Raw genomic sequence first — 15,509 nt, forward strand, 5'->3', positions numbered from 1 at the left:
GTCGGACAACCCGTCGGAGCAGAGCAGGTAGCGATCGCCCGCCCGGGCCTCCCGCATGGTCAGGGTGGGCTCGACCTCGTGTCCCGTCAGGGCCCGCATGATCAACGAACGCTGCGGGTGGCTGTGCGCCTCTTCCCGAGTGATCCGCCCTTCGTCCACCAACGTTTGGACGAACGTGTCGTCCTTGGTGATCTGGGTGAGCTCGCCGTCGCGCAACAGGTAGCCACGTGAGTCGCCGATGTGCACCAGCCCAATCCTGTTGCCGTCGAACAGGATTGCGGTCAGTGTGGTGCCCATTCCCTCGAGGTCGGGTTCCATCTCGACCTGTGCGGCGATCGCCGCGTTGCCGGAGCGCACGGCGGCGTCGAGCTTGGCGAGCAGGTCGCCACCAGGCTCGTCGTCGTCGAGATGGGCGAGCGCGGCGATGACCAACTGGGACGCCACCTCGCCGGCCGCGTGGCCGCCCATGCCGTCGGCCAGGGCCAGCAGTCGCGCGCCTGCGTAGACGGAGTCTTCGTTGTTGGTGCGTACCAGGCCACGGTCGCTGCGGGCCGCATATCGCAAGACCAGGGTCACGGGCGCAACTCGATCGCCGTTTTGCCGATTCGAACCGGCGTTCCGATGGGAACCCGTACCGCAGTCGTCACCTTCGCCCTGTCAAGGTAAGTGCCGTTGGTCGATCCTAGATCCTCGACGTACCATTCCGAGCCGCGCTGGGAAAGCCGGGCGTGCCGTGTCGAGGCGTAGTCGTCGGTAAGCACCAGGGTCGAGTCGTCAGCGCGCCCGATCAACACCGGCTGCCCGCTGAGGGTGATGCGCGCACCGGTCAGCGCGCCTTCGGTCACCACGAGATAGCGTGCGGCGTGGCGGCGCTGGCGTGAGGGCAGCAGCGTGCCGCGCAGCGCCAGCCCGCGGCGCACCATGACCGCCCCGGTGGGCGCGTAAATGTCCGTCCGCAGAATTCGCAACACGGACCAGATGAATACCCATAACAACATTAAAAATCCGGCACGCGTCAGCTGCAGTACTAGTCCCTGCATCTGGCGTCCTTTCCGTCCTGGTGGCGCACCCCTCGTCGCACCCGTGACACCGAGCACATCAGCAACGTCACGATACTTGGACGGTCGTCGACGCGGGGCGAAGCACGGCAGCTTTGAGCCCGGTGCGTCTAGTGGATGCGAACGATGATCTCCGAGTGGCCCAGGCGGATCACGTCTCCGTCGGCCAGCTGCCACTCCTGTACCGGCGCGTTGTTCACGGTGGTGCCGTTAGTCGAGTTGAGGTCGGACAGGAGCGCGACCTGCCCGTCCCACCGGATCTCCAGGTGCCGCCGCGACACCCCGGTGTCGGGCAACCGGAATTGGGCATCCTGGCCGCGGCCGATGATGTTGGGCCCCTCACGCAGCTGGTAGGTCCGGCCGCTGCCGTCGTCGAGCTGCAGTGTCACCGAGGTTCCGGCGGCGCCGTAGCCGCCCTGGCCGTAACCGCCGTAGCCGCCGCCCGGCTGGCCGTAGTCCGCCGGCTGGCCGTAGTCCGCCGGCTGGCCATAGTCGGCCGGCTGGCCGTACTCGGCGGGCTGACCGTACTCGTAGTCGCGGTGCGCGGTCTCGGCGTATCCGCCTTGCGGGGGGTATCCGCCGCCCGGAACGCTTTCGGCGTACTGGGTGTAGTCACCCGGGCCGTAGTCCTGCTGGCCGTATCCCCCGCCCTGCTGATAGCCCTGGTCGTATCCGCCACCCTGCTCCGGATAACCCGGACGTTGCTGCTCCGGCGCGCCCTGCGGCGCCGGCGGGGCGTAGCCGCCCTCCTCGGGGCGAGCCGGCCCGCGCCCGTACTCGCCGTACCCGTATGCCTGTTGGGTGGCCCCGGGCTGACCGCCGCCGGGCGGCCCGTAGCCCCCGCCCTGGCGGTACCCCTGGTCGTAGCCTTGCCCGCCGTAGCCGCCGGGCCCGGGAGGACGCTGCTCGTAGGACGGCGGGTAGCCGCCCTGCCCCTGGTCGGGGTAGCCGCCGCCCGGCGCTTGGTAGCCGCGCTGGTCGTAGCCGCCCTGTTCGGGGTAGCCGCCGCGCTGTTCTTGGTAGCCCCCTTGTTCGGGGTAGCCGCCGCCTTGTTGCGGGTACCCGCCGCGCTGTTCGGGGTAGCCGCCTTGCTCCGGGTAGCCGCCCTGTTGCGGATAGCCGCCCTGCTCGGGCTGGCGAGGAGGTGGGTAGCCACCCGGCGGCGGGTAGCCGCCCTGCTCGGGTGGATAGCCGCCGCGGGGCTCCGGTCCGCCGTGCGGCTCCTGTCCCCGCGGCTCGTCTTGTGGGCGCCCGTAACGGTCGTCGTAGTACTCGTCGCCGGGCCGGCCCTGCCCCTGACCCCCGTGGTAGCTCGAATTGTCAGTCATTGCTGCTACTCCTCGTTCTGCGCCGAACGCGTCATTTGATTGTGGCCGGAGAGGGTGGATGACCGTCGGGCGGGGTTCGACATCGGGATTGACAGCACCGCGGGCGCGGTACTGACCGGTATGCAGGCTCGACGACTGCTCGAACCGGACGACCACATCACCATACGTTTGCCACCCCTGTTCATAGATATAGTCGGCCAAGTACCTCGCGAAAGCGTTCGACGTGAGATCCGTGTCAGCTCCCACCTTCGCAAAGTCGTGCATACCGAGGGTAATGATGTATTCGTTGGGGGCCAAAAGGCGATTCCCCTGCAGAGAGCGCACCCCGTCCGCGGCCTCCCTGCGCAACAGTCCTTCAACTTCTTGCGGCACGATCGATCCGCCGAACATTCGGGCGAACGCGTTGTCCACCGTCGCCTCGAGCCTGCGCTCGATGCGCTGAACGAGCCCCTTTTGGCTACTCATCCTTCAGCGCCCGCCCGCAGCTGCCGTGGAGTGTCGCGGGCGCGAGGCAAACGAACCGCCCGCGTGTTGGTTCACCCCAGCATGGTATCGGGCCTGCGCGACGGTGCGGCACCGTGGAAATTCTGAGAATCGCATCCGTGCAGCTCAGCGCCCCGTCGCAGCGATCGCGATGCCTTGCGACAGCCGCCCGGTCCCGCCAAGGCGATTGGGGCAGACGGCGTTTAGAGTGGTATGGTCCATCGGTTGTTTTTCCGGGCGAGTGGCGGAATGGCAGACGCGCTGGCTTCAGGTGCCAGTGTCCTTCGGGACGTGGGGGTTCAAGTCCCCCTTCGCCCACCGGGTGAGCGGTTCGACGAACTGCCGGCCTGGAGGCCACGAACTCCAAGGGTTCGTGGCCTTTTCGCTTTTCGGTTCAGTCGCCGCACCGAGCGCGGGTGAGCATCAACCGCGGAATTATTGGGGCAGCACGGCCTCGACGGCGCCGATGACCTCGGGCGCGTCGGGTTCCGTCCGCGGACGAAACCGATTGACCACCTCACCGGCGGGGCTGATCAGAAACTTCTCGAAGTTCCATTGAATGTCGCCGGCCGAGCCGTCGGAATCGACGGCCTTGGTCAGCTCGGCGTACAGCGGGTGGCGGTCTTCACCGTTGACGTCGGTCTTGGCCAGCAACGGAAACGTCACGCCGTAGGTCGTCGAGCAGAACTCCCGGATTTCGTCGGCCGTGCCCGGTTCCTGGCCCATGAACTGGTTGCACGGGACACCGACGACCGTCAGGCCGCGGTCGCGATAGTCGCGCGCGAGCTTCTCCAACGCGGTGTACTGCGGAGTCAGTCCGCACTTGGACGCCACATTAACGACAAGCGTTGCGCCGCTGGACAATTCGGCCAGCGTCGTCGGCTTGCCGTCGAGGGTGGTAAGGGCGATGTCTTTGAGGGTCACGACGACGACGCTAACACTCGTCTCACTGGGCCAGCGGGCTGTAGAAGACCAGGCCGTTGCCCTTGTTGTCGTAGACCACGGCACGCCGCTCGTGCGCATCGTCGTACGGGCCTTTCACGATGCCGCCACCGCTCGCCTCGACGGCCCGCGCGGCGGCGTCGACGTCGGCGGTCTTGATCCCGACCACCACCTGCCCGGGTATGGGGTGGTCGACGGCGGTTGCCAGCGCGAGGGTGACCGCCCCGCCGTCGAGGGCGGCGAAATGAGCCCCGTCGCGAAACTTCAGCGGCATTCCCAGGGTCTCGCTGTAAAAGCGGATCGACTCGTCGAGGTCATCGGTCGACAACACAATCATCCGCACCTGCTGCTCGGTCATTGCTGCCTCCTCGGGCTCGATCGCCTTACCCTAGCCCGGTGAGCAGCAACCGAGTCCCGGGCGGAGTGGTCCACAGATTGCCGGCAGATCTGCGTGAGGCGTTGACCGCCAACTCGACGGCGTTGGCCGCGTGGCAGGACATCACGCCCTTGGCGCGCAACGAATTCATCTGCTGGGTCGAGGACGCCAAACAAGACGCGACCCGGCAGCGGCGCATTCGCCGAACCCAGGAGGAGCTGGAGGAAGGCAAGCGCCGGCCCTGCTGCTGGCCGGGGTGCAAGCACCGCGAGCGCACCGGCAAGTGAGCGGACCGGTTGGGGCTGCGCCTACCGATCGGCGCCCGGGGTGACGGGATCGGTGATGTCGTCGAACTCGGGGTGCTTCTTGAGCACCGTGACCACCATCGAACACACCGGAACGATGCGCTTGCCCTCATCGCGAGCCGCGTTCAGTGCCTCCTCGACGAGGATGGTCGCCAGGCCCCGTCCGCCATACGCGGGGTCGATCTCGGTGTGGTGGAAGACGCGCTGATCGCCGCGATCGTAGAAGTCGGCGAGGCCGACGGGCTTGCCCTCGACCGAGATGGTGTATCGACCCTCCTCGGCGGTGACGGTGGTCGGGGCGCCGGTCTTATCGGCGGTCATGCGTGCTCCCTTCTAGGCGGTATCGGTCTGGGCCGCAGCCGGGTGGTCGGCAGCGGCGGGGCGGGCAGTCGGGTGACCGACCCCCGGTAGCCCAGAACGGCGCCGAAGCGGTCGTCGGCGTCCTCCCACAGCCGGCGATAGCCGACGATGTCGTCGTGACTGCGCCCGACGAAGTTCCACCACATCACCAACTGCTCGCCGAACGGCGTCCCGCCCAGGAGCAGCAGCCGCGCCGGTCGGTCACCGAGGTTGCGCACCCGCAGCGTCGAAGTGCCCGGACCCTGGTAGCCGAGATCGGCGACCGCCAGGCTAGTCCCGCCCAGCGCGACGGGCCCCGCGTCGCAGAGCACGCCGTGCTCGAACGCGGGATCGACCTCGATGTCCAGCGCGGCGCTGGCCTCCAGGTCGAGCTGCGCGCCGAGCAGCGGGGTGAACGTGCGCACCGGTGAGCGGCTGCCGGCCAGCTCCCCAAGGAACACGCGTGCCACCGCCCCCGGCAGCGAAACCGGCGGGGGCGCATAGTGGGCGAAGTCGCGGCCGGTGTCGCGGTGGGAATCGGGCAGCGCGACCCACAGCTGCACTCCGTGCAGCGGGGCGTCCGAGCCGATCGAGACCTCGGAGTGACAGATACCCGCGCCCGCGGTCATCAGGTTCAGCTCACCGGGCCGGACCAACGCATGGACGCCGGCACTGTCGCGGTGCTCCACTCCCCCACCGAATAGCCAACTGACGGTTTGCAATCCGGTGTGTGGGTGGGGCGGGACGTCCATCCGCATCCGGGCGGGTCCGTAGTGGTCGATGAAGCACCAGGCGCCGACCAGCGAGCGTTGCCGCTGCGGGAGCGTCCGCTGCACCGGGATCGCCCTCGGCCCGCCCAGCGGAACTTCGCGCGGATGCAGAACCTCGACACCGGCGGCGCCGGAGGCGTTGCAAGCGACTTCGACCGGGGCGGTCTCGAGGTTGCTCACCCACCCGACGCTACGCCTCGTGGCGGACCTCACCGGCCCGGCGGCCGCAGCACCTTCATCGCCAGCCGCATGACCGGGTCGGGGACGCGGTCCTGCATCGACAGCGCGGCGTCGGCGGCGCGGGATCGCAGCGGGGTGCCGCGACCGAAGATCCGGTTCAGCGGGCCACCGGTCGGCTCGATCACCACATGCAGCGGCGGCGTTCCCACCGCGGCGCCCAGCGCATTGGCGATGACCATCCGCTGAATCTCGCTGGTGCCCTCGAAGATGGTGTACAGCTTGGCATCCCGATACCACTTCTCCACCGGGTGGTCGGTGATGTAGCCCCAGCCGCCCATCGTCTGGATGGCGCGTTCGGTGGCCTTCACGGCGACCTCGCTGGCGGCGAATTTCGACATCGACCCCTCGCCGCGCTCGAACGGGACGTTGTTGGCCGCCATCCAGGAGGCGCGCCACGTCAAGAGCCGGGCGGCATCGATCTCGGTGGCCAGCTCCGCCAGCGGAAACGCGATGCCCTGGTTGTCGATGATCGGGCCGCCGAAGGCCTCTCGTTCCGTGGCGTACCACGTCGCGTACTCCAATGCGGCACGGGCGATCCCGATCGCCTGGGCCGCGACCATGGGGCGGGTCTGCTCGAAGGTGCCCAGTGTCGCCGAGCCGGATCGCTTTCCGCCGGCCACCACCTCACGGGCCTTGGCGAGTTTGTGTTCGAGCTTTTCTTCTCCGCCAAGCAAATTGGCTCCCGGAACGCGCACCCCTTCGAACAGTAATTCGGCGGTGTGGGAGGCACGGCAACCCAGCTTGTCGAGTTTGCGGACCAGTTTCAGCCCCGGCGTGCCGCCGGGCACGACGAACAGCGCTTGGCCGCGGTGCCCGAGTTCCTCATCGACGACAGCGTTGACCACATGCACGTTGGCGATGCCGCCGTTGCCGATCCACATCTTGTGGCCGTCGATGATCCAGTCGTCGCCGTCGCGGCGCGCGCGAGTACGCAGATTCCGGACGTCGCTGCCGCCCTCGGGCTCGGAGATCGCCAGGGCGGCGAGCTTGATATCGCCCGGGGTTCCGAAACATTCGGGCGCCCACTGCAGCATTTGCTCCGGCGACGCGGCCTGACCGATCGCCGACAGCGCCAGCGCGGGCATCACGATCGCCAATCCGATTCCCGCGCAGCCCCAGAAGAGTTCCTCCATGAACATTGGCAGCGAAACGCCGGTGGGGTCGCCGATCAGGTCGCGGTAGAACAGCGGACTGTAGAAGCCGCGCTGGGCGGCCTCCTCCAGCACCGGCCACGGAAATTCCTGGCGCTGGTCGTAATGGAGCGCTACGGGGCGGATCACCTCTTCGGCGAACTCGTGGGTGCGCCGGGCCAGGTCGTGTTGTGCTGCCGTCGGTGTCAGGTCGAATGTCATGGATCCGCCTCGGGGTGGACAGACTCGGTCGTGCCAAGCCGGTCTACCCCGTCGGCGGGGTCAGCAAACTGTCAGGCGGCGGAACGGGGGCCCACTTGTGCGGTGGGCAGGTGCAACACCACCGCGGCAACGGGAACAGCGTCATGCTCGTGACGCGCCAACAGCGCCGCGTTCTCCGGCAGCTGCCGTGAATTGATCTCGCCGGCGGCGATCCGGCGCAGCACGTCATGGGCGCGGGCGAGTTGTTCGCGCTTGCGGTATTGGCCGCCGGGCAGTTTGACGCCGGCCCAGACGCCGTACTCCTCGCGGTGCGCGATGGCGTGCTGGGCGCACCGGCGCTGCTGCGCCAGCGGGCAGCGGCGCAGGCACTGGATCCGCGCCTCGGTGGCGGACCGCTCGTAGGCGCGCGCCTTCGCCGCGCCGTCACCACCGTCGTCGTCGGGATAGCCGAACCACAGTTCCGGGTTGGCTGCGCAGGGGTGCCCCATGTCGGTCTCCTTCTCCAGCGGTGAAACGTAGGCAAAAGCGTATACAGATATATGGCGCGAACGCAAGAGAAACGTGACAAAAACGTATATACGCTGGATGGCGGGGCGCCGTGTGTACTATCCGGCCTATGGCCGGAGCGTTCGGTGAGCCGTGAATCGGCCGGCGCGGCCATCCGCGCGTTGCGCGAGTCCCGCGACTGGTCGCTGGCGGAGTTGGCCGCCGCGACCGGCGTCAGCATCATGGGGCTGAGCTTCCTTGAGCGCGGTGCCCGCAAGCCGCACAAAAGCACAGTTCAGAAAGTCGAGAACGGCCTCGGTCTGCCGCCCGGCACCTACTCTCGGCTGCTGGTGGCCGCCGACCCCGACGCCGAATTGGCCCGGCTGATCGCCGCGCAGCCGGTCGACACGAGGCCTGCCAGGCCTGCCGGCGGGGTGGTCGTCGACCGGCACAGCGACACGGAAGTCCTGGAAGGCTACGCCGAAGCCCAACTCGACGCCCTCAAATCCGTCATCGATCGGCTACCGGCGACGACATCAAACGAATATGAGACGTATATTCTGTCTGTGATCGCTCAATGCGTGAAGGCGGAGCTGCTCGCCGCCAGCTCCTGGCGGGTGGCCGTCAACGCCGGCGCCGACTCGACGGGCCGTCTCATGGAGCACCTGCAGGCACTCGAGGCCACCCGCACGGCCCTGCTGGAGCGGATGCCCACCAGCCTGAGCGCCCGCTTCGATCGCGCATGCGTGCAGTCGTCGTTGCCGGAGACCGTCATCGCGGCCCTCGTCGGCGTCGGCACCGATGACATGTGGGACATCCGCAACCGGGGCGTGATTCCCCCGGGGGCGCTCCCCCGCGTCCGCGCCTTCGCCGAGGCGGTCGAGTCATCGGGCCGGGACCACCCCGATCGCGACGGCGGCGAGGAGGCGTCGTGACCGAGAACGAAATCGAGGTGCTGACCCGCGCCCATCGACTCTTTACCGGCAACACGAGCCGGCCGACCCTGGACGCCGGCACCGCGCCTTACCTCGGACTGCTGCAACGAGACGGCGGCCTGAATGGCGGTGTGGCACAGGGTGTTTACCTGCTCGCAGCGGAGCGGGGCCGGCATCGGCTGCACTCGGCTGCGCGCACGGACGCCGAAGCCGCCGGCGTCCTCGCCCGCGCCCACCGGGACCGGGCGGAGGCCCGTGAGCTGACCAGATCCGTCGTCGACGAAGCCCGGGCCGATGCTTCTCCGGGTCCGATGACGCCGCTGGCCCAGCGCGAGGCGCTGCGCCGTCGTGCGGCCCGACTGCGCGCACAGCGAGCGCACGTCGTGTCGGCCCGTCTGAAGGCGCGGCGGCACGCGACGGCGCTGCGGGCGCTGCGGTACCGGCTGACACACCATCGCTTTCCCGGCTCACCGGCGCCGAACGCCCGTTCCGCGGTGGCCGTGCGCGCGGCCTTGTCGCGTCTGGGACGCCCCTACGTCTGGGGCGCCACCGGGCCCGACCAGTTCGACTGCTCCGGGTTGGTCCAGTGGTCCTACGCGAGGGCGGGCGTTCACCTGGGCCGCACCACGTATCAGCAGATCGACGACGGCATCCCGGTGCCCCGCTCGCTGGTCCGGCCGGGCGACCTCGTCTTCCCGCACGCGGGACACGTCCAGATGGCGATCGGCAACAACCTGGTTGTCGAGGCGCCCTACTCGGGTGCATCGGTGCGAATCAGCCGGCTGGGCAGCAACGTTGCGATTCGGCGGCCGCTATGACGAACGAATCGATGCCAGAACAGTCCGGACCCTCGCTGGGCGCTATCCACGCGCGGCAGTCGGCACTGGCGGACCAGCACGGCGCCGCCTCCGATGCCGACCGCCTGCTGGCCGAGGTGCTCGCCAGCGCTCATGCCGCTACCCGGGAAAGCGTGCGGCGACTCGACGCGATCGCCGAGGAGATCGACCGCGCCGACCTGCGGCGCGGGGACCTTGGCGCGGACACCCCCATGGGGGCGCGCGAACTGCACAGGTTTCTGGTGGACAAGCAACGCGAAATCGCGCGGGTCGTCTCCGATGCCCGCGAGCTCGGCCGCGCGAAAAGGTCTGTCCTGGAACGGCTGCGCGCGCAATACGCCCTCCCCGGGAGCTAGGCGCGCCGCCCGCCGGCTCGTCGGTACACAGTCGCGACGGGGTGAATTGTCGGCACCAACGAGCCTGGGTACTGTCGCCCGGCATGGAGGGGCCGCGACATCGATGTCGACGTATGACGAGCTGATCAACGCGATCACCTACGTCCGGGAGCGCACCGGTGATCCGAACGGGTGGCAGACGGGTTTGGCGCCGGACGAGGTGGCCGCGGTGATGACACCGACCACCCGGCCGGAAGCACTCGACGCGATCGTGCGCAAGATCCGCCAACAGCATTCGAGCCTGTTCGGCGTCGCACCCGGGCCCGACGGCGGACAGGGCCAGGCCGCCGAGGCCATGACGGATGCGGAAGCCGCTCTGGCACATCAGAATTCGGCCAGCTCTCAGCTCGACATGCAGGTGATCAACGCCATCCTGAACGCCCACCTGAACGCCGTCGAGGGTAGGGAAGCGCTGACCAGGTTGCAGCGTGAAACCGAAGTCGCGGTCCTGACGCGATCGGACCTCGACACACCTGCCGGCGCGCGCGATTTCCAGCGGTTCCTGATCGGCAAACTGAAGGACATCCGCGCGGTGGTCCTGAACGCAAGCTTGGACGACACGTCGAAATCGGCGCTGATGGCCGCCTGGACGTCGCTCTACGACGCCGCCAAGCACGGTCCCGACGAGCGTCCGGCCGCCGCCGCCGTTCCGGATGACGCACCCGCCGACAGCACGGCCCGCGAGCCGGTCGACGATCCCGAGATGGACCCGCTGCTGGATTCGATGCCGGCCGATGATCCCGGGCCAGCCGCCTCGGATCCCCCCGCGGCGCCCCCGGTGGGGAGCGCCACGGCCCCTGCCGCGCCGGCCATACCGGCCGTACCCGCCATACCCGGGTTCGGCGGGGCACCGATACCGGGCGGCGCGGGCGCTCTCCCGCTACCCGGCCTCCACGGCCTCGGCGAGGAAAGGCCGTTCGGCTCCCATGATCCCGACCCCGGCGACGTTCCCGACGAACCTGCCGGCGGCGACGAGGACAAGGCCCACGCGGAGGACGTCGCAACGGACCAACCCGAATCGCCACCGGTGGGCCCGACCGTGGTGACCCTGCCCGACGGCGACACGGTCACGGCCGCCAGCCCGCAACTGGCCGCGGCGATCCAAGCCGCCGTCGGTGGGACATCGATCCCAGATGCGTTCCATCAGCAGGGAATTACCATCCCCGCACCGGGAACGGCGGTCCCCAACCCCATCGACCCGCTGCAAGCCGCACCCGGCGATATCGGCATCCTGACCGATCGTCATGCGCTGGCCCTCGGGCATGAAAAGGCCCTTCTCGACGGCCAGATTCAGCGCATCGCCACCGTGAGCGGCCCGAACTTTCTAGGCTGGGAGCACCCACCGGCGGTGAGCGCGCCCGCGAGCCCGCCGGTCGAGCCACACACACCGACACCCACTGGGCCGGCGGCCACGTCGACCACCTGACAATAGTGATGAACCCCGCCCTCCCCGGCGGTGCACCGAGTAGGAGAAAGAGCAGATGGCAGAACCAATCCGTGTGGTGCCCGCGCACTTACGCGAAGCCGCTGCGCGTCACCAGGAGACCTCCGATTACCTGCGCACCGTTCCGTCTTCGCATGCGGCGATCCAGGAAAGCCTGGATTCGTTAGGGCCCGTCTTCGGCGAGCTGCGCGCTGCCGGGCGCGAGCTGCTCGAGTTGCGACGCCAGTGCTACGAACAGCAAGCCGACGACCACGCCGACATGGCGGAACAACTCAGCGCGTCGGCGGCGATGTGGGAAGAGCACGAGCAAGAGGCGGCACGAAACTTCCGCGGCATCGGTGACGGGGGCCGGTGACGGACGCCAATCCCGCCTTTGACACCGTCCACCCGAGCGGGCATATCCTGGTCCGCTCCTGCCGCGGCGGGTATATGCACAGCGTCGCGCTGAGTGAAGAGGCCATGGAAACCGACGCCGAAACCCTGGCGCAGGGAATCTTGTTGACCGCCGATGTGTCCTGCCTCAAAGCGCTGCTGGAAGTTCGCAACGAGATCGTGGCCGCCGGTCATACCCCGTCGATGGAGGTGCCCAGCCCGCACGACCTCGATGCGGCCATCGAAAAGCTGCTGGCGCACAAGTTGCGGCGCCGCGCCTAAACCAGCCAGGTCTTGGCGCTGTCCGGATCGGGGGCGATGTCCGTGGGCGGCTCGACGGGATTGGGGCCGAACAACTCTCGCGCGCGGGCCAGCAGGGCGCGCACCTCGTCGAGTTGCTGCTGCAGCGCAGAATCAGCCATGTCCCCACGCTACCCAGGCCATCGCAGCAGCACAATTCACCGACCGAATAGACGACCCGGGGGATGCCGGTAGTCTTAGCCAGTGGCGATCTTCGGTCGGATAACGGCGCGCCAGCGCCTCCGGAGAGCTACCCGGGAATCGCTGACGATTCCGGCCTTCAGCTCTCCTGCGGACTGCACCCCTTGGGTGACGGGCGGGCTGTGGCCTGCCGAGTTGTCGACGACTACCGCCGAAACCGCCACTCTCGCAGCGTATCTCAGGGATGACCTGCAGCGCATCACCCGAAGCGCCAACGACGAGCTCAGGAAGATCCAGCTGGCGGACATGCCCGAATTCGCCCGACGGGCAGAGGAAGCCCGGGTCATCGACGATGCCCGGGCGCGTGCGGTGCGGCGCGTCGAATCGGCGGTTCGCCATCTGCACGCCGTGCAGCCCACGCCGCCCTCCGACGGCGCCGACCTCGAGGCGACGCAAATCATCCCCGTCGTCACCGATGCGGATCCGGCCCCTCAGGAAGCCGTCGTGGGCGGGCCCGATGATCCGGCGCTCGAGGAAGCGGCCGTTGAAGGGGGCGAGCCCGACGCTTCGGAGGGTCGCCACCGGGCCTCCGGCGAGCCGCCCACTCCCCCGCGGCCCGAGCCGGTGAAGACAACCCCGGTGGCCGCGAGGGCAAGCGAATCCGACGACGAACGGTTACAGCGCCTGCTCGCGTTCGTGGTCCATCAAGAGCCGCGCCTGAACTGGGCGATCGGGGATCGCCCCGACGGCAGCACCGTGCTGGTCACCGACTTCGCCCATGGCTGGATACCGCCGGGCATCGCACTTCCCGAGGGCGTGCGGTTATTGGAACCGGAGCGACGCAGCGGCAAGGTTTCGACCTTGCTCGGCGAGACCCGGCGCACCCGCACCTACGCCCCCGGCGATGCCCTGGGCTGGCTCGATGACTTCGCCCAGACGGAGGCCACGGTGCAGCCCCGCGAGCTGCCCGCGGTGGACGATCTCGGCTGGGAGTTGAGCCAGGCTACGCACTGGCGCGACGGGTTGCCGCGGATGGTGCACACGCTGGCCCGGGCGGCTGCCGCCGGCACCGGTGTCGCCGAAGAAGAGATCGACCTGCTCCGGGTGCATCTCGATACGGCGCGCTATCAGCTGTTGATCCAGTATCCGAACATCGACGCCGCGCTCTTCCTCAACTGCCTGTTATTGGCCGCCACCGAAGGCGCCGTGACCGGGGATCTGGTGTCGGCGAACTACCACCTCGCCTGGTTCAACAAGCTCAACGAGCCGACGGGTGCGCTGTAGGTCGCTCATCGGCCGGGGCCGGGTGGCCCGGCGAAGGCCTGAGCGATCTCCAGCCACCGCTGCGCGTCGGGACCCTGCGCGGTGATGTCCAGAGCGTCCAGCGGACGCCGCTGGGTTACCAGGAAGCAGAAGTGCTCGGCCGAGCCCGTGACCCGCTGGGCGGCGTCCGGCGGGCCCCAGGACCAGGTATCGCCGCCCGGTCCGCGCAACTCGACGAGGAACGGCTCGGTCGGCGGAGTCAGGTTGTTGACGACGAACGCGTAATCGCGGGTGCGCACCCCGATGTGCGCGATCGACCGGAGGCGCTCGGTGGCGCGCCGTTTGATACCGAGCGCGTCGGCGACGTCGAGCCCGTGCGCCCACGTCTCCATCAGCCGGGCCGTCGCCATCGACGCCGCGCTCATCGGTGGGCCGAACCACGGCAGCTTTCGGCCGTCGGGCACCGCCGTCAGGGCCTGGTGCAGCCGCGCGCGGGTGGCCCGCCAGTCGACGAGGAGTTCGGTCGGCGCCACGGCCGCCAGCTCCTCGGCGCCCGCGTCGACGAAACCGGTCGGATCGGCCTGGGCCGCCGCCAACGCCTTGGCGAATCCCGCCTCGTCGGTGACGGCGGTCAGCGCGACCCGGTCGGTCCACAGCAGGTGCCCGATCTGGTGGGCGATGGTCCAGCCCGGCGCCGGCGTCGCATCCGCCCAGCGGTCGGCGGGCAACGCCGCCACCAGCGCGTCGAGGTCGTCGCTCTCGGCGCGCAGGTCGGCCACCATCGGCTCGGCTGCGGTCACGGTATGTACCTTAGCGATTGCCGGCCGGCTGCCCGCGACGCCCGATGACGCTGTGCATCGCGAGCCCGATCAGATACAGCACCGACCCGAGGAGCACTAACACCGGCGCGCGCCCGTCGTCGGGAATCACGATGGCGGACAGGGTGATCGCGGCGATGAACGCCACCCAGAACAGCGCGTCCTGGACCGCGAACACATGTCCGCGCAGCGCGTCGTCGACATCCATCTGCATCGCGGAGTCGGCGCACAGCTTGACCATCTGACCGGCCACGCCGAGGCAAAAGCCGCACACCACCATCACCGGGAGACGCAGCAGGGCGCCGGGGATCTGGATGAGCATCGCCGCGATGAGGGCGCCGTTGGCCGTGGCGTAGCGGCCCCAGCGGCGCACCGCCGACGGCGTGAACACGTTGGCCACAAAGGCGCCGAGACCGGAAGCGGCGAAGAACACCAACGCGATGCCCAGGCCCCCGGTCGCGGGACCGCGGAGGTGATGCACCAGCAGCAGCATCACCAGCGAGTTGATCCCGACCACCATCCGATGAGAGGCCAGACCCGACAGGGTGGCCGCGACGGTCGGGCTCTGCACCACCGTGCGGGCGCCGTGCAGCCAGCCGGTGGTCACCGCGTACACGGCCGACCCATGGATCGCGCGCTTGGTGTCATCCGGGCCCAGCACGCGGGCGCCGAACCGCAATGACAAGAGCAACGCGATCGAAACGGGAATGGCGGTGATGAAGATGATCACCGAGGCGCCGTCGTCGCCCGCGCCGGCGAAAAAGCGCGGCACCAGCATGAAGTTGGCACCCAGGAACGCCGCGACGGCACCGGACGCGGTGGCAACCGAATTCATGGTCACCACCTGCTCGCGCGGCACGACGTGGGGCAAGGATGCCGACAGCCCGGACGCGACAAACCGGGCCAAGCCGTTGGCGAACAGCGCCGTGATCAGCAGCGGCATGTCGCCGGCGCGGAGGGCCAGAATGGTGCCGATGGCCGCGATGAGGATCAGGCGGCCCGTCGTCGCGCCCACCAGCACCAGCCGTCGATCCCAGCGGTCCATCAGCGCGCCGGCGAAGGGTCCCAGCAACGAGTAGGGCAAAAACAGCACCGCGAACGCGCGAGCGATGGCCATCGGATCGGCCGCGCGATCCGGGTTGAACAACAGCGCCCCGGCCAGCCCCGCCTGAAACAGGCCGTCGCCGAACTGACTCGCCATGCGCACTTGCAGCAACCGCCAGAAATCCGGCAGGCCGCGCACCGACCGCCACAGTTCGGCGGATGCGCGTGAGTGCGTCCGGGGTTGAATCACAGAACCGACTTCCAGGATTGGGTTGCAACAAC

Annotated in this window: 19 protein-coding genes, 1 tRNA gene and 1 pseudogene; 9 read left to right on the forward strand and 12 right to left on the reverse strand. The window is 68.9% G+C overall.

Going from position 1 to position 15,509, the window contains the following annotated elements; translation table 11 throughout:
• The 3 genes and pseudogenes from pstP to A5673_RS19610 all read right to left on the reverse strand — a co-directional run.
• Positions 1-576, reverse strand: a pseudogene (pstP, locus tag A5673_RS19600) (serine/threonine phosphatase PstP); the annotation flags it as partial.
• Positions 573-1,040 carry an FHA domain-containing protein gene (locus A5673_RS19605; RefSeq protein WP_068236067.1) on the reverse strand — a complete coding sequence of 156 codons (468 nt, stop codon included), beginning with the start codon at positions 1,038-1,040 and terminating at the stop codon, positions 573-575. The gene A5673_RS19605 and the pseudogene pstP, both read right to left, overlap by 4 nt.
• A gap of 128 nt (positions 1,041-1,168) precedes the next feature.
• On the reverse strand, positions 1,169-2,851 hold the full coding sequence (locus tag A5673_RS19610) for a DUF3662 and FHA domain-containing protein (protein WP_068236070.1): 1,683 nt from the start codon (positions 2,849-2,851) through the stop codon (positions 1,169-1,171).
• 253 nt (positions 2,852-3,104) lie between these two features.
• Between A5673_RS19610 and A5673_RS19615 the strand changes: the two genes are divergently transcribed.
• A tRNA-Leu gene (locus tag A5673_RS19615) sits at positions 3,105-3,187 on the forward strand.
• 117 nt (positions 3,188-3,304) lie between these two features.
• Here A5673_RS19615 and A5673_RS19620 read toward each other — a convergent pair.
• Positions 3,305-3,793, reverse strand: coding sequence for a glutathione peroxidase (locus A5673_RS19620; protein WP_068236073.1), 489 nt, complete (start codon positions 3,791-3,793; stop codon positions 3,305-3,307).
• A gap of 22 nt (positions 3,794-3,815) precedes the next feature.
• Complete coding sequence (locus A5673_RS19625) at positions 3,816-4,169, reverse strand: VOC family protein (RefSeq protein ID WP_068236076.1); 354 nt, start codon at positions 4,167-4,169, stop codon at positions 3,816-3,818.
• Between the two features lie 38 nt (positions 4,170-4,207).
• Here A5673_RS19625 and A5673_RS19630 point away from each other — a divergent pair, with 38 nt between their 5' ends.
• On the forward strand, positions 4,208-4,474 hold the full coding sequence (locus A5673_RS19630) for a YdeI/OmpD-associated family protein (protein WP_068236079.1): 267 nt from the start codon (positions 4,208-4,210) through the stop codon (positions 4,472-4,474).
• A 21-nt stretch (positions 4,475-4,495) separates the two neighbouring features.
• Here the strand turns inward: A5673_RS19630 and A5673_RS19635 are convergent, their stop codons facing one another.
• The 4 genes from A5673_RS19635 to A5673_RS19650 all read right to left on the reverse strand — a co-directional run bounded on the left by A5673_RS19635 (position 4,496) and on the right by A5673_RS19650 (position 7,681).
• Positions 4,496-4,813 carry a GNAT family N-acetyltransferase gene (locus tag A5673_RS19635; RefSeq protein ID WP_068236082.1) on the reverse strand — a complete coding sequence of 106 codons (318 nt, stop codon included), beginning with the start codon at positions 4,811-4,813 and terminating at the stop codon, positions 4,496-4,498.
• Complete coding sequence (locus A5673_RS19640; protein ID WP_068236085.1) at positions 4,810-5,781, reverse strand: pirin family protein; 972 nt, start codon at positions 5,779-5,781, stop codon at positions 4,810-4,812. Before A5673_RS19640 ends, A5673_RS19635 begins: the two co-directional genes overlap by 4 nt.
• A gap of 29 nt (positions 5,782-5,810) precedes the next feature.
• Positions 5,811-7,193, reverse strand: coding sequence for an acyl-CoA dehydrogenase family protein (locus A5673_RS19645; protein ID WP_068236088.1), 1,383 nt, complete (start codon positions 7,191-7,193; stop codon positions 5,811-5,813).
• A gap of 71 nt (positions 7,194-7,264) precedes the next feature.
• Complete coding sequence (locus A5673_RS19650) at positions 7,265-7,681, reverse strand: WhiB family transcriptional regulator (protein WP_068236090.1); 417 nt, start codon at positions 7,679-7,681, stop codon at positions 7,265-7,267.
• Positions 7,682-7,825: 144 nt separating this feature from the next.
• On the opposite strand from A5673_RS19650, the gene A5673_RS19655 reads away from it, so the two are divergent.
• The 6 genes from A5673_RS19655 to A5673_RS19680 all read left to right on the forward strand — a co-directional run bounded on the left by A5673_RS19655 (position 7,826) and on the right by A5673_RS19680 (position 11,943).
• The gene (locus A5673_RS19655; RefSeq protein WP_068236091.1) at positions 7,826-8,614 is read left to right on the forward strand and encodes a helix-turn-helix domain-containing protein; all 789 of its coding nucleotides are present in this window, start codon (positions 7,826-7,828) and stop codon (positions 8,612-8,614) included.
• Positions 8,611-9,432 carry a C40 family peptidase gene (locus A5673_RS19660; RefSeq protein WP_068236092.1) on the forward strand — a complete coding sequence of 274 codons (822 nt, stop codon included), beginning with the start codon at positions 8,611-8,613 and terminating at the stop codon, positions 9,430-9,432. Before A5673_RS19655 ends, A5673_RS19660 begins: the two co-directional genes overlap by 4 nt.
• An 11-nt stretch (positions 9,433-9,443) precedes the next feature.
• Positions 9,444-9,806 carry a DUF4226 domain-containing protein gene (locus tag A5673_RS19665; RefSeq protein WP_068236469.1) on the forward strand — a complete coding sequence of 121 codons (363 nt, stop codon included), beginning with the start codon at positions 9,444-9,446 and terminating at the stop codon, positions 9,804-9,806.
• Between the two features lie 103 nt (positions 9,807-9,909).
• Positions 9,910-11,271 (forward strand): DUF4226 domain-containing protein, encoded by a 1,362-nt coding sequence (locus tag A5673_RS19670; RefSeq protein ID WP_068236093.1) that lies wholly within the window; start codon positions 9,910-9,912, stop codon positions 11,269-11,271.
• A 55-nt stretch (positions 11,272-11,326) separates the two neighbouring features.
• Entirely contained in the window at positions 11,327-11,644 is a 318-nt protein-coding gene (locus A5673_RS19675; protein WP_068236096.1) for an ESX-1 secretion-associated protein, read from the forward strand.
• On the forward strand, positions 11,641-11,943 hold the full coding sequence (locus A5673_RS19680; protein WP_068236102.1) for a DUF2694 family protein: 303 nt from the start codon (positions 11,641-11,643) through the stop codon (positions 11,941-11,943). Before A5673_RS19675 ends, A5673_RS19680 begins: the two co-directional genes overlap by 4 nt.
• On the opposite strand, the gene A5673_RS29645 is transcribed toward A5673_RS19680, so the two are convergent.
• Entirely contained in the window at positions 11,940-12,083 is a 144-nt protein-coding gene (locus tag A5673_RS29645; protein WP_167670485.1) for a hypothetical protein, read from the reverse strand. The genes A5673_RS19680 and A5673_RS29645 overlap by 4 nt on opposite strands.
• A gap of 82 nt (positions 12,084-12,165) precedes the next feature.
• Between A5673_RS29645 and A5673_RS19685 the strand changes: the two genes are divergently transcribed.
• Positions 12,166-13,386: a DUF5631 domain-containing protein gene (locus A5673_RS19685; RefSeq protein ID WP_068236105.1), complete on the forward strand. Its 1,221-nt coding sequence runs from the start codon at positions 12,166-12,168 to the stop codon at positions 13,384-13,386.
• A gap of 5 nt (positions 13,387-13,391) precedes the next feature.
• On the opposite strand, the gene A5673_RS19690 is transcribed toward A5673_RS19685, so the two are convergent.
• Both A5673_RS19690 and A5673_RS19695 read right to left on the reverse strand, forming a co-directional pair.
• Positions 13,392-14,147 carry a TIGR03084 family metal-binding protein gene (locus A5673_RS19690; protein ID WP_156748416.1) on the reverse strand — a complete coding sequence of 252 codons (756 nt, stop codon included), beginning with the start codon at positions 14,145-14,147 and terminating at the stop codon, positions 13,392-13,394.
• 28 nt (positions 14,148-14,175) lie between these two features.
• A complete protein-coding gene (locus tag A5673_RS19695) occupies positions 14,176-15,495 on the reverse strand; it encodes an MFS transporter (protein ID WP_231971152.1) in 1,320 nt (439 codons plus the stop codon).
• Positions 15,496-15,509: the final 14 nt, after the last annotated feature.

Origin of the sequence: Mycobacterium sp. E3198 (assembly GCF_001667015.1) — a bacterium.
In the GTDB taxonomy this organism is placed as follows: domain Bacteria; phylum Actinomycetota; class Actinomycetes; order Mycobacteriales; family Mycobacteriaceae; genus Mycobacterium.